Origin of the sequence: Mesorhizobium sp. Cs1299R1N3, from assembly GCF_037179625.1 — a bacterium.
GTDB classification, from domain to species: Bacteria; Pseudomonadota; Alphaproteobacteria; order Rhizobiales; family Rhizobiaceae; genus Mesorhizobium; species Mesorhizobium salmacidum.
In genome coordinates, this window is sequence record NZ_JAPYKQ010000017.1 from 37,713 (window position 1) to 50,585 (window position 12,873).

11 protein-coding genes and 1 pseudogene are annotated in these 12,873 nt (G+C 62.9%); 9 read left to right on the forward strand and 3 right to left on the reverse strand.

Going from position 1 to position 12,873, the window contains the following annotated elements:
- The 9 genes and pseudogenes from livM to O7B34_RS26335 all read left to right on the forward strand — a co-directional run.
- Positions 1–1,512 (forward strand): annotated as a pseudogene (gene livM, locus O7B34_RS26295) (high-affinity branched-chain amino acid ABC transporter permease LivM); the annotation flags it as partial.
- The gene (locus tag O7B34_RS26300; RefSeq protein ID WP_337148773.1) at positions 1,512–2,984 is read left to right on the forward strand and encodes an ATP-binding cassette domain-containing protein; all 1,473 of its coding nucleotides are present in this window, start codon (positions 1,512–1,514) and stop codon (positions 2,982–2,984) included. The pseudogene livM and the gene O7B34_RS26300, both read left to right, overlap by 1 nt.
- Positions 2,984–3,712, forward strand: coding sequence for an ABC transporter ATP-binding protein (locus O7B34_RS26305; RefSeq protein WP_140509918.1), 729 nt, complete (start codon positions 2,984–2,986; stop codon positions 3,710–3,712). The genes O7B34_RS26300 and O7B34_RS26305 overlap by 1 nt, the downstream gene beginning before the upstream one ends.
- Positions 3,713–3,728: 16 nt before the next feature.
- Complete coding sequence (locus O7B34_RS26310) at positions 3,729–4,076, forward strand: DUF6867 family protein (protein ID WP_140509916.1); 348 nt, start codon at positions 3,729–3,731, stop codon at positions 4,074–4,076.
- Between the two features lie 137 nt (positions 4,077–4,213).
- Positions 4,214–5,332 (forward strand): branched-chain amino acid ABC transporter substrate-binding protein, encoded by a 1,119-nt coding sequence (locus tag O7B34_RS26315; RefSeq protein ID WP_140713112.1) that lies wholly within the window; start codon positions 4,214–4,216, stop codon positions 5,330–5,332.
- A gap of 284 nt (positions 5,333–5,616) precedes the next feature.
- Positions 5,617–9,075, forward strand: a complete 3,459-nt coding sequence (pyc, locus tag O7B34_RS26320; RefSeq protein ID WP_337148774.1) for a pyruvate carboxylase — start codon at positions 5,617–5,619, stop codon at positions 9,073–9,075.
- A gap of 159 nt (positions 9,076–9,234) precedes the next feature.
- Complete coding sequence (locus tag O7B34_RS26325) at positions 9,235–9,495, forward strand: DUF2312 domain-containing protein (protein WP_015315223.1); 261 nt, start codon at positions 9,235–9,237, stop codon at positions 9,493–9,495.
- A gap of 50 nt (positions 9,496–9,545) precedes the next feature.
- Positions 9,546–9,989 carry a hypothetical protein gene (locus O7B34_RS26330; RefSeq protein ID WP_337148775.1) on the forward strand — a complete coding sequence of 148 codons (444 nt, stop codon included), beginning with the start codon at positions 9,546–9,548 and terminating at the stop codon, positions 9,987–9,989.
- Positions 9,986–10,285, forward strand: coding sequence for a hypothetical protein (locus O7B34_RS26335; RefSeq protein ID WP_140713108.1), 300 nt, complete (start codon positions 9,986–9,988; stop codon positions 10,283–10,285). Before O7B34_RS26330 ends, O7B34_RS26335 begins: the two co-directional genes overlap by 4 nt.
- Positions 10,286–10,348: 63 nt before the next feature.
- On the opposite strand, the gene msrB is transcribed toward O7B34_RS26335, so the two are convergent.
- From msrB to O7B34_RS26350, 3 genes are all read right to left on the reverse strand, one after another.
- On the reverse strand, positions 10,349–10,753 hold the full coding sequence (msrB, locus tag O7B34_RS26340) for a peptide-methionine (R)-S-oxide reductase MsrB (protein WP_027141754.1): 405 nt from the start codon (positions 10,751–10,753) through the stop codon (positions 10,349–10,351).
- Positions 10,754–10,865: 112 nt separating this feature from the next.
- Positions 10,866–11,663, reverse strand: a complete 798-nt coding sequence (locus tag O7B34_RS26345; RefSeq protein ID WP_337148777.1) for an MBL fold metallo-hydrolase — start codon at positions 11,661–11,663, stop codon at positions 10,866–10,868.
- 18 nt (positions 11,664–11,681) lie between these two features.
- Positions 11,682–12,872, reverse strand: coding sequence for a vWA domain-containing protein (locus O7B34_RS26350; RefSeq protein WP_337148778.1), 1,191 nt, complete (start codon positions 12,870–12,872; stop codon positions 11,682–11,684).
- Position 12,873: the final 1 nt, after the last annotated feature.

A 12,873-nucleotide genomic window follows, 5' to 3' on the forward strand; every position in this document is an offset into this window, starting at 1 on the left:
ATAGCGCTTGGCCTGTTCGTGCTGTTCATCGGCCTCAGAACCGACCAGAACATTTCCAACGAACTGGTCGTGGTGCAGCGCTGGGGCCTGCTTGCCGCGGTGGTGATCGCCACGGCCGTCGGGCGTTTCCTCTATGTCGCCTACGGCCAGCCCTTCATGGCTAACCAGAAGATCGCCGATGTCGCCACCGGCCTCATGCCGGCAAGTGTGGCATCCCGCTTCTTCACCCTGCCGACCTTCATCGGAGCGGTCGTCGCCATGGTGCTGCTGTTCGTGTTCAACAGCTCTCTCGCCGGATGGGTTGGGGCAGAACCGGCCGGCTACCTGCAATTCCTTCGTGCCCTGGCGGTCATCTATGTGCTGGCCTGCGTGATCTATTACTTCCGCGCCTTCATCCATGCCAACTTCACCAAATTGGGCATCTCGGCATTGGTGCTGTACCCGATCCTCGTCGTCGCGGTGCTGTCACTCAACGCCTGGTCGGTCGCCACCGGGCTGCAGGGTTCGTTGAAATGGGTCGATAATTTCGGCATCCAGATCCTGATCTATGTGATGCTGGCCTGGGGACTGAACATCGTCGTCGGCCTCGCCGGTCTGCTGGATCTCGGCTATGTCGCTTTCTATGCGCTTGGCGCCTATGCCTATGCGCTTCTCGCCACGCATTTCGGCCTGTCGTTCTGGGTACTGTTGCCCGCCGCGGGCGCCATGGCCGCGCTCTGGGGGGTGCTGCTCGGCTTTCCCGTGCTGCGCCTGCGCGGCGACTATCTGGCGATCGTGACGCTCGCCTTCGGCGAGATCATCCGCCTCGTGCTGATCAACTGGCGCGAGGTCACCAATGGGTCGGCCGGCATCTCCGGCATTCCCAAGGTCAGCTTCTTCGGCTTGATGTCGTTCAACGTGTCGGACCCGAATTACATCGCCAAGGTGCTGAACATCGCCACGTCCAGCGCCTACTACAAGATCTTCCTCTACTACCTGATCCTTGGGCTCTGCCTGCTAACCGCCTTCGTCACCATCCGGCTTCGGCGCCTGCCCGTCGGCCGCGCCTGGGAAGCCTTGCGTGAGGACGAGATCGCCTGCCGCTCGCTCGGTATCAACACCACCACCACCAAGTTGACGGCCTTTGCCACCGGCGCCATGTTCGGCGGCTTCGCCGGTTCGTTCTTCGCCGCGCGGCAAGGGTTCGTCAGCCCCGAATCCTTCGTCTTCCTGGAATCGGCCATTATCCTGGCCATCGTCGTGCTCGGCGGCATGGGCTCGCTGGTCGGCATCGCCGTCGCCGCGATGGTGATGATCGGCGGCACCGAGGCGCTGCGCGAACTCGACTTCCTCAAGCAGGTCTTCGGGCCCGATTTCACACCGGAACTCTACCGCATGCTTCTGTTCGGCATGGCCATGGTCATCGTCATGCTGTGGAAGCCCCGCGGCTTCGTCGGCAGCCGTGAACCGACAGCATTCCTCAGGGAACGAAGATCTGTCTCAGGCTCCTTCACCAAGGAGGGCCACGGCTGATGAATGCGACCACGCAAATGAACGATGCCATCCTGCAGGTCGATCATCTGTCGATGAAGTTCGGCGGCCTGGTCGCCATCGGCGACCTGTCCTTCACCGCCAGGCGCGGCGAAATCACCGCGCTGATCGGCCCAAACGGCGCCGGCAAGACCACCGTGTTCAACTGCATCACCGGCTTTTATAAACCGTCGGAAGGCATGATCACGCTCAACCGGGCCGACGGTTCCAGCTACCTGCTGGAACGGCTGCCCAACCATGAGATCCCGGCGCGCGCGAAGGTGGCGCGCACCTTCCAGAACATCCGCCTGTTCTCGGGGATGACGCTGCTGGAGAACCTGCTCGTCGCCCAGCATAACAAGCTGATGAAGGCTTCGGGCTATACGATCCTGGGCCTGTTCGGCTTCAGCGGCTACCGCAGGGCCTCGGCCGAATCGGTGGAACTCGCCAAGCACTGGCTGGAAAAGGCCGATCTCGTCGATCGTGCCGACGATCCGGCCGGCGACTTGCCCTATGGCGCGCAACGGCGGCTCGAGATCGCGCGCGCCATGTGCACCGGTCCTGAGCTTCTGTGCCTCGACGAGCCGGCGGCCGGCCTCAATCCGAAGGAATCGGCGGCGCTTAACGAGCTGCTGATGGACATCAAGAAGTCGTCAGGCGCTTCGATCCTGCTGATCGAGCACGACATGTCGGTGGTCATGCAGATTTCCGACCACGTCGTGGTGCTGGAATATGGCCGCAAGATCTCCGACGGCAATCCGCAGTCGGTGCGCACCGACCCGCGTGTTATCGCCGCCTATCTCGGCGTCGACGACGAGGAGGTCGAGACCGTGCTGACCGAGGTCGGCGACGAGGATGTCATCGAACAGCTCGATACCGGCCCCGACTCGGCGCATGGCCCGGGGACGTCGTCGTCGTATCTTGCCGGGCCGGTGAGCGACACCGTCGGCCATAGCGAAGGCGAGCGGGTGACCGTGTCGAAAGGCGCTTCGAAAGCAGCGCAGGTCGACGCCCGCGCCGCCACCGTGGCAAGCAGGCTTGTCGCACCGGCGCCAGCCATGCCCGCGCCGAAGAAAGCGGCACCAAGGAAAACGGCCGCCAAGGCGCCTGCCGCGAAGGCCGAAGGCGTTTCGAACCGCCTTGCTGCCCCCCGTGGCGGCAAGGCCGACAATCTGACCCGCATCAAGGGCATCGGTACGGTCAACGAGAAGAAGCTCAACGAACACGGCATCTTCCACTTCGATCAGATCGGCGCCTGGAAGAAGGCCGATGTCGAGGCGGTCGAGGCCTATCTCGCCTTTGACGGACGCATCGCGCGCGAGGAATGGGTCAAGCAGGCGAAGCTGCTCGGTCAGGGCAAGGATACGCAATTCTCGCGCCGCGTCGATGCGGGCAAGGTGGCGACCAGTCATGCTTCCGGCAAGGCCGCGGGCACAGGCAAGCCCGTTCAGGGCAAGCGTGGAGGGGGCAAGTGATGGCCACGACAACGCTGCTCGATATCAAGGGCGTGGAGACCTATTACGGCAACATCCGTGCGCTGAACGGTGTCAACGTCACCGTCAAGCAAGGTGAGATCGTGGCGCTGATCGGCGCCAACGGCGCCGGCAAGTCGACGCTGATGATGACCATCTTCGGGGCTCCGCGGGCCCGCACGGGCACCATCACCTTCGCCGGAGCCGATATTACCCAGTTGCCGACGCACGAAATCGCACGCATGCGCATCGCACAGTCACCCGAGGGCCGGCGCATCTTCCCGCGCATGACAGTGATGGAAAACCTGCAGATGGGCGCCAGCCTTGATAACCTCAAATACTATGGCGAGGACGTCGAGAAGGTGTTCACGCTGTTCCCCAGACTGAAGGAGCGCATCGCCCAGCGTGGCGGGACCTTGTCGGGCGGCGAACAGCAGATGCTGTCGATCGGACGCGCACTGATGGCGCGGCCGAAATTGCTTCTGCTCGACGAGCCGTCGCTGGGTCTGGCGCCGCTGATCGTCAAGCAGATCTTCGATGCCATCCGCGAATTGAACCGCACCCAAGGGCTGACCGTGTTCCTGGTCGAGCAGAACGCGTTCGGCGCGCTCAAGCTCGCCACGCGCGGCTATGTCATGGTCAACGGCAATGTGACGATGAGCGGCACCGGCAAGGAACTGCTCGCCAATCCGGAAGTGCGCGCCGCCTATCTCGAAGGCGGACATCACTGAGTTCAGGAGACTTCCCATGCAAGGCATTCTCTACGAGGAACCGTCGATCTGGCAGTTTTTCTTCGTCACCTGCCTGCTCGGCGGCTGGGCGGCCTGGATGACCGGCAAGGCCAGTGCCCAGACATGGCGCAGCTTCATCCAACTGTTCGCCTACATGCTCGGCCTCGGTATCGGTATCCGTTTCATCCATCATGCGCTGTTCGACGGCACGATGTTCTCGCTGCATTACTATATCGTCGATACCATCGTGCTGATGATACTGGGCTTCGTCGGCTATCAATACACACGAACCAACCAGATGGTCACACAGTATAATTGGCTCTATGAAAGAGCTTCCATCTTGAGCTGGAAACCGAAAGGTTGACGTTCATCATTAACGCCGCGTCAGGGATGAATCGGCGTGACAAGTGCCTGAAAATCGGCAAACTATGCTTTCTGCGATAAGGGTGGGCATCGCATGAAAGCTTCATCCACGCCCACTCCGTTAATGGGAGCGTTTAAATGAAAAAGTCACTTTTGTCCGCCGTAGCCCTGACCGCGCTCGTCGCGTTCGGCGGCAACGCGTGGGCTGATGTAATGTTCGGCGTCGCCGGTCCGATCACCGGTCCGAACGCGGCCTTCGGCGCACAGCTGCAGAAGGGCGCCGAAGCGGCGGTCGCCGATATCAATGCCAAGGGCGGCATCAATGGCGAGCAGATCAAGCTCGAAGTCGGCGACGACGTCTCCGATCCGAAGCAGGGCATCTCGGTCGCCAACAAGTTCGTCGGCGACGGCGTCAAGTTTGTGATCGGCCACTTCAACTCGGGCGTGTCGATCCCGGCCTCCGAAGTCTATGCTGAAAACAATATCGTCGAAATCACGCCGGCCGCGACCAACCCGAAGTTCACCGAGCGCGGCCTGTGGAATGTGTTCCGTACCTGCGGACGCGACGACCAGCAGGGCAGCATCGCCGGCGCCTATATCGCCGCGAACTTCAAGGATGCCAAAGTCGCCGTGATCCATGACAAGACCCCTTACGGCCAGGGCCTCGCGGACGAAACCAAGAAGGCGATGAACGCCGCGGGCGTCAAGGAAGTGATGTATGAAGGCGTCAATGTCGGCGACAAGGACTTCTCGGCGCTGATTGCCAAGATGAAGGAAGCCGGCGTCACCCTGATCTACTGGGGTGGCCTGCACACCGAGGCCGGCCTAATCATCCGTCAGTCCGCGGACCAGGGCCTCAAGGCGCCGATGATGTCGGGTGACGGCATTGTGACGGACGAACTCGCCGCCATCGCGGGCGACGCCGTCGCCGGCACGCTCAACACGTTCGGCCCCGACCCGCGGCTGATCCCGGCCAACAAGGAACTCGTCGAGAAGTTCCGCGCGCAGGGTTTCGAGCCGGAAGCCTACACGCTCTACGCCTATGCCGCCGTGCAGGTGGTCGCCGAGGCGGCCGCCGCCGCCAAGACGAACGATCCGCAGGCCGTCGCCAAGGCGATGCATGAAAACGGGCCGTTCCCCTCCGTTCTGGGCGATCTCGCCTATGACGCCAAGGGCGACCCGAAGCTGCCGGGCTACATCATGTACGAATGGAAGAAGAAGGACGACGGGAAGTATTCCTGGTTCCCGAAGTCGTAATTCATTCGGATCCGAAACCAATGATGCCCGGCGCCTCGCGCCGGGCATTTTCTTTGACGCGCCGGCAGCGGTGACATTCCCGTCAGCTTTCCTTGGTTGGGAAGATCGCATCCAGGATCGAAATTGTCGCCATTGTTCCGTCCGTTCGAACGAATGCGTGCGAGTGTTGGCCGGATAATTGATTTAAATCGGTTTAAACCGGCGTCGATTTTGTTTGCACTGCAGCATTTTCCCGTTAATCATTGCCTCGATCTCCCGTCCCTTCCGCTGCTGGAGCCCAGTCCTTGGCCATCACGAAGATCCTCGTCGCCAACCGGTCAGAAATCGCCATCCGTGTCTTTCGCGCGGCCAATGAACTGGGCCTCAAAACCGTGGCGATCTGGGCCGAGGAGGACAAATATTCGCTGCACCGCTTCAAGGCCGATGAAAGTTACCAGGTCGGGCGCGGACCGCATCTCAGCAAGGACATGGGGCCGATCGAGAGCTATCTGTCGATCGAGGAGGTGATCCGCGTCGCCAGGCTTTCGGGCGCCGATGCCATCCACCCCGGCTACGGGCTGCTGTCGGAAAGCCCCGAATTCGCCGAGGCCTGCGCGCAAGCAGGCATCAGCTTCATCGGGCCGAAGCCCGACACGATGCGCCGGCTGGGCAACAAGGTCGCCGCGCGCAATCTCGCCATCGAGGTCGGCGTGCCCGTGGTGCCGGCCACCGATCCGTTGCCGGACGATTTGGAGGCGGTCAAGGAACTCGCCAAGACGGTCGGTTATCCGGTCATGCTGAAGGCTTCGTGGGGTGGCGGTGGCCGCGGCATGCGCGCCATCCGTTCCGAGGCCGAACTCGCCCGCGAGGTCATGGAAGGCAAGCGCGAGGCGAAAGCCGCCTTCGGCAAGGACGAGGTCTATCTCGAAAAGCTGATCGAGCGCGCTCGCCATGTCGAAGTGCAGGTGCTTGGCGACACACACGGCAATGCCGTGCACCTGTTCGAGCGCGACTGCTCGATCCAGCGCCGCAACCAGAAGGTCGTCGAGCGCGCGCCGGCGCCCTATCTCAGCGAGGACCTGCGCCAGGAGCTTTGCGGCTACGCGCTGAAGATCGCGCGCGAGACCAGCTATATCGGCGCCGGCACCGTCGAATTCCTGCAGGACGCCGATACCGGCAAGTTCTACTTCATCGAGGTCAATCCGCGCATCCAGGTCGAGCACACCGTCACCGAGATGGTGACCGGCATCGACATCGTGAAGGCGCAGATCCATATCCTCGACGGCTTCGCCATCGGCACGCCGGAATCGGGCGTACCGGCGCAGAGGGACATCCGGCTGAACGGCCATGCCTTGCAGTGCCGCATCACCACCGAAGACCCCGAACACAATTTCATTCCGGACTACGGCCGCATCACCGCCTATCGCGGCGCCACCGGCTTCGGCATCCGCCTCGACGGCGGCACGGCCTATTCCGGCGCGGTCATCACCCGCTTCTACGATCCGCTGCTGGAGAAGGTCACGGCCTGGGCGCCGACGCCGGCAGAGACGATCGCCCGCATGAACCGCGCCTTGCGCGAGTTCCGCATCCGCGGCGTCGCCACCAACCTCACTTTCCTCGAAGCGATCATCAATCATCCGAGCTTCGCCGACAATTCCTATACGACGAGGTTCATCGACACGACGCCGGAGCTGTTCCAGCAGGTCAAGCGCCAGGACCGCGCCACCAAGCTGCTCAACTACCTGGCCGACGTCAGCGTCAACGGTCATCCCGAGACGCGCGGGCGGCCGACGCCAAAGGCCGACGCGGCGCCGCCCGTGGTGCCCTATCTCAACGGCAATGTGCCGAGCGGCAGCAAGCAGAAGCTCGACGTGCTCGGGCCGGAGAAGTTCGCCGCCTGGATGCGTGAGCAGAAGGAAGTGCTGGTCACCGACACGACGATGCGCGACGGCCACCAGTCGCTGCTCGCCACCCGCGTGCGTACGCATGACATTGCCGGGATCGCCGGCACCTATGCGCGCGCCTTGCCGCAGCTTCTGTCGCTAGAATGCTGGGGCGGCGCCACTTTCGACGTCGCCATGCGCTTCCTCACCGAGGATCCGTGGGAGCGGCTGTCGCTGGTGCGGGAAGCAGCCCCCAACCTGTTGCTGCAGATGCTGCTGCGCGGCGCCAACGGCGTCGGCTACACCAATTATCCCGACAATGTCGTGCAGCATTTCGTCAAGCAGGCGGCAAGCGGCGGCATCGACCTGTTCCGCGTCTTCGACTGCCTGAACTGGGTCGAGAACATGCGCGTCGCCATGGACGCCGTGGGCGCCGAGGGCAAGCTGATCGAAGCAGCGATGTGCTATACCGGCGACATCCTCGATCCGGCGCGGGCCAAGTACGACCTGAAATATTATGTCGGGCTGGCCGAGGAATTACAGGCCGCCGGCGCCCATATCATCGCGGTCAAGGACATGGCGGGCCTGTTGAAGCCGAGTGCCGCCCGCGTGCTGTTCAAGGCGCTGCGCGAGGCGACCGACCTGCCGATCCATTTTCACACCCACGACACATCGGGCCTGTCGGCGGCAACCGTGCTGGCGGCGGTGGAAAGCGGCGTCGACGCCATCGACGCGGCGATGGACGCCTTCTCCGGCAACACGTCGCAGCCATGTCTGGGTTCGATCGTGGAAGCACTGAAGGGCACCGAACGCGATCCGGGCCTCGACCCGCAATGGATCCGCAAGATCTCGTTCTACTGGGAAGCCGTTCGCAACCAATACGCCGCCTTCGAGAGCGACCTGAAAGGGCCGGCCTCGGAAGTCTACCTGCACGAAATGCCGGGCGGGCAGTTCACCAATTTGAAGGAACAGGCCCGTTCTCTGGGGCTGGAGACACGCTGGCACGAAGTGGCGCAGACCTATCATGACGTCAATCTGATGTTCGGCGACATCGTCAAGGTGACGCCGTCCTCGAAGGTCGTCGGCGACATGGCGCTGATGATGGTGAGCCAGGACTTGACCGTTGCCGATGTCGAGAACCCGGCCCGCGACATCGCCTTCCCGGACTCGGTCGTCTCGATGCTGCGCGGCGACCTCGGCCAGTCCCCGGGCGGTTGGCCGCGGGTGCTGCAGAAGAAGGCACTGAAAGGCGACAAGCCGATCACGGCGCGGCCCGGTTCGTTGCTGAAGCCGGCCGACCTCGAGAAGAGCCGCAAGGAGATCGAGGACAAGCTCGAGCGCAAGCTGTCGGAATACGAGTTCGCCTCGTGGCTGATGTATCCGAAAGTGTTTTCCGACTTCGTCGCCGCGCAGGAAACCTACGGCCCGGTCAGCGTTCTGCCGACGCCGACCTATTTCTACGGCATGAAATCGGAAGACGAGATTTTCGTCGATATCGAAAAAGGCAAGACCTTGGTCGTGCGCTGCCAGGCGTTCGGCGATGTCGATGACAAGGGCATGGTCACCGTGTTCTTCGAGCTCAACGGCCAGCCGCGGCGTGTGAAGGTGCCCGACCGCGCGCACGGTGCCTCGGCAGCCAAGGCGCGCCGCAAGGCGGAGCCCGGCAACGAGGCGCATGTCGGGGCGCCGATGCCGGGTGTGGTTTCGGCGCTCGCGGTCGCCGCCGGCCAGGCGGTCAAGGCCGGCGACGTGCTGCTCTCCATCGAAGCGATGAAGATGGAGACGGCGTTGCACGCCGAGCGCGACGGTACGGTTGCCGAGGTGCTGGTCAAGGCCGGCGACCAGATCGATGCGAAGGATCTGCTGATCGCGTTCAACTGAGAGCTCGCAAGGAACGAGCAGGCTGTCGGCTTCTGGCGGCAGGCTTGGCGAGCTGTTCGATAACGGCTTGACCCGCCGGCCTGGGTCGGGCATCGAACCGCTGAAATTCGCCGCGGCACGTTCCCCGAGTCGCGGCGCGGAACCGATTTTGGAGAAAACATGGCCGACGATATCACCGAGACCAGCCAGACTGTTGCCGCCGGCCAGCTGCGTGCCTTGATCGAGCGCATCGAGAGGCTCGAGGAAGAAAAGAAGACGATATCCGACGACATCAAGGAAGTCTTCGCGGAGGCCAAGGGCACCGGCTTCGACACCAAGGCAATCCGCACCATCATCCGGTTGCGCAAGAAGGACCAGGCCGAGCGCCAGGAGGAGGATGCCATCCTCGATCTGTACATGGCCGCGCTCGGCATGGTCTAAGACTGGACACAGTCTGGGGCGTCAGTGCGGCGCCCTCAACGGTTCGAACCATGAGCGAATTCGACTTCGGCGGCCGTCGCGCCTCGGAATTCCGCCATCGCGGCTTCTGGTCGCTGTTTGCCGAACGGCATCCGGAAGAAAGAGCACGGCTGGCGCGGCGCGGACCCTGGTTCTGGCAGCGCGGGCTGCCCGACTTCGCACTGGTCCTTTCCATGTATGTCGCGCCGGCGCAGAACCATGTCGGCGTCTTCTTCGGCCGCAACGAGAAGTTCGGCGCCACGCAAAGCTGGTCGCGGCTGGAGCCGTTCCGGCCGGCAATCGAAGACAGGCTGAAACTCAGGCCGGAACAAAGCTGCGAAGGCCTCGGCATCAATTCGATGTGGCGGGTCAATTGCTTTCCCGAGGACAACTGGCCTGCCATGACCGACTGGCTGGTGACGGAATGCTCACGGGTCGAGCACGCCGTAACCGAAGTGCTTGGGCAGGGTAAGTGATCGCGGATTTCTTCCGCTCGCGTTGGCTTGGCGAGGTGCCGGTCGACCGGCTGTTCTGGCGTGACATGATGCTTGTCGGGACCGTGATCAATATTGCGTCGTCTGCTGCGGCGCTGATCCTGCTTGGGCTGAAGATGCCGCTCGGCCTTGTCCTGGCGGTGCATTTTGCACCGGTCCCCTACAACGTCTTCCTGACTTTGGCGGTCTGGCGCACGGCTGAGAAGGCCGGCGGTGCCAGGGCTTCGCTCTTCATGCTGGGATCAGCGCTCTGGCTGATCGCCACGATCGTCGTCTGACGAGGCGACCCGTACGAAAAAGGGCGGCCGGAGCCGCCCTTCGCGAGAAACGATGACGCCTGTTCAGGCCGCAGGCTCGAATTTCAGCGCCACGCCATTGATGCAGTAGCGCAGGCCGGTCGGCGGCGGGCCGTCCTCGAAGACATGGCCGAGATGGCTGCCGCAACGAGAGCAGTGGCATTCGGTACGGACCATGCCGTAGCTGCGGTCGACCGTGTTCTCGACCGAGCCCGGAACGGGATCGTTGAAGCTCGGCCAGCCGGTGCCGCTCTCGAACTTCAGCGTGGATTGGAACAGCGGCTGGTCGCAGCCAACGCAGGAAAAAGTGCCGGCACGCTTCTCATAGAGCAGGGCGCAGCTCCCCGGCCGCTCGGTGCCATGGTTGCGCATGACCGCGTACTGCTCCGGCGTCAGCCGGGCGCGCCATTCGGCGTCGGTGCGGGTTACTGGGTAGGTGTGGGTGTCCATTTGATCTCCTCAGCCTTGGCGGCTCGTTCTTGGTTGCAACCGGATATTCGCAACAAGATAGGCGTTTGTTACGGCATTTGCCCGCATTTTCGAGCGGACCACCTGGAATTCCTCAGGCGATTGCCGCGAGATAGCGCGTGACGGAGGCGGCCAGCGCCGTCTTCGCATCGCCGATGATGTTCTGGTTCCACCATGCGCCGTAGATGTCGTCGAAGGCGAACGGCGCAAGGGCTGCCGCGATGCGGTGTATGGCGGCAGCATTGAGCGGGATCTGGTTCGGATAGCTGTACATGAAGCTGACATGGCGGCGTGTCGGCGTCACCTGCAGGATGTCGCCGGTCAGCAGGGCATCGGCACCGTCGCGTTTCCAGTGCAGCACCTGGCCGCCGGCAAAGTGGCCGCCGCAGCGGATGAGTGTCAGCGACGGGTTGATGGCCAGCGTCTCGCCTTGCCAACTGACGATCGAGCGATGCGGCCGCATGATCCATTGCCGGTCGTCGGCATGGAGATAGATCGGCACGCCGCCAAACGCCTCGCTCCATTCGACCATCACCGAATAGTAATGGCAGTGCGAGATGGCGATCGCGGCAAGACCGCCGCGGCGGTTGATCTCCGCCACCGCCTCGTCGCTTACCATCGAGATGCAGTCCCATAGCACATTGCCGTGCGGCGTTTGCGCCAGCAGCGCCCGCTGGCCGATGGCGAAGCGCGGCTCGATGCCAAACGCGAGCACGCCGGCGTCGTCCTTCATCACCAGCCGATGCCCGGCGGCGAGTTGTTGCGGCGTGGTCCAGGCCTGGCCCTCCCAGCGCACATACTGCCGTTCGTCCTCGCAAATCGGGCAGTGTCGCGGTGGCTTTTCCGTCGCCGCGAACTGGACGCCGCATTGCAAGCAGAGGAAGCAGGTCATCTGATCTCCCGTGGTCCTTCAGTGCTTTCTTGAAAGCTGCTTCGTAGCACCTTCGAGCCCGGCCAGTGTCAGCGGAAACATGCGGCCGCCGAAGATGTCACGGATCATCGCGATCGAATGGGTAAAGCCCCAGTTCTTTTCGCTCTCGGGGTTAAGCCACACCGCGTTCGGCCATTGCTGCAGCAGCCGGCCGAGCCAAACGGTTCCGGCCTCGGGGTTCCAGTGTTCCACCGAGCCCCCGGGGTGGGCGATCTCGTATGGGCTCATCGAGGCATCGCCGACGACGATGACCTTATAGTCCGGACCATATTTGTGGAGGAGGTCAAAGGTCGGAATCACCTCGGCATGGCGGCGGCGATTGTCCTTCCACACGCCTTCGTAGATGCAGTTGTGGAAATAGAAATATTCGAGCTGGCGGAACTCGGCGCGGGCGGCCGAAAACAGTTCCTCGACGCTTTTGATATGGTCGTCCATCGAGCCGCCGACATCGAAGAACATCAGGAGCTTCACCGCATTGCGGCGCTCGGGCCGTGTCTTGACGTCGAGGTAGCCGTGCTCGGCGGTGGCGTGGATGGTACCGGGCAGGTCGAACTCTTCCTCCGCGCCTTCGCGCACCCAGCGGCGCAGCCGCTTCAGCGCGACCTTGATGTTGCGGGTGCCAAGTTCGATGGCATCGTCGAAATTCCTGAACTCGCGCTTGTCCCAGACCTTCACCGCGCGGCGGTTGCGGCTTTCATGCTGGCCGATGCGGACGCCTTCGGGGTTGTAGCCATAGGCGCCGAAGGGCGAGGTGCCGCCGGTGCCGATCCATTTCGAGCCGCCCTGGTGGCGGCCCTTTTGTTCCTCGATCCGCTGCTTCAGCGTCTCCATCAGCTTGTCGAAGCCGCCAAGCGCCTCGACCAGCTTTTTCTCCTCCTCGGTCAGGTGCTTCTCGGCGAGCCGGCGCAGCCATTCCTCGGGAATGTCGGCGACATTGACGGCATCCGGGCCACCCAGCGCTTCGATGCCCTTGAAGACATGCGCGAACACCTGGTCGAAGCGGTCGATATGACGCTCGTCCTTCACCAGGGCGGCGCGGGCAAGGTAGTAAAATCCCTCGACATCATAGTCGACCAGTCCGGCTTCCAGCCCTTCCAGCAGAGAGAGGTATTCCCTGAGCGAAACGGGAACACGCGCTGCCTTCAGTTCGAGGAAGAAGGGGATGAACATG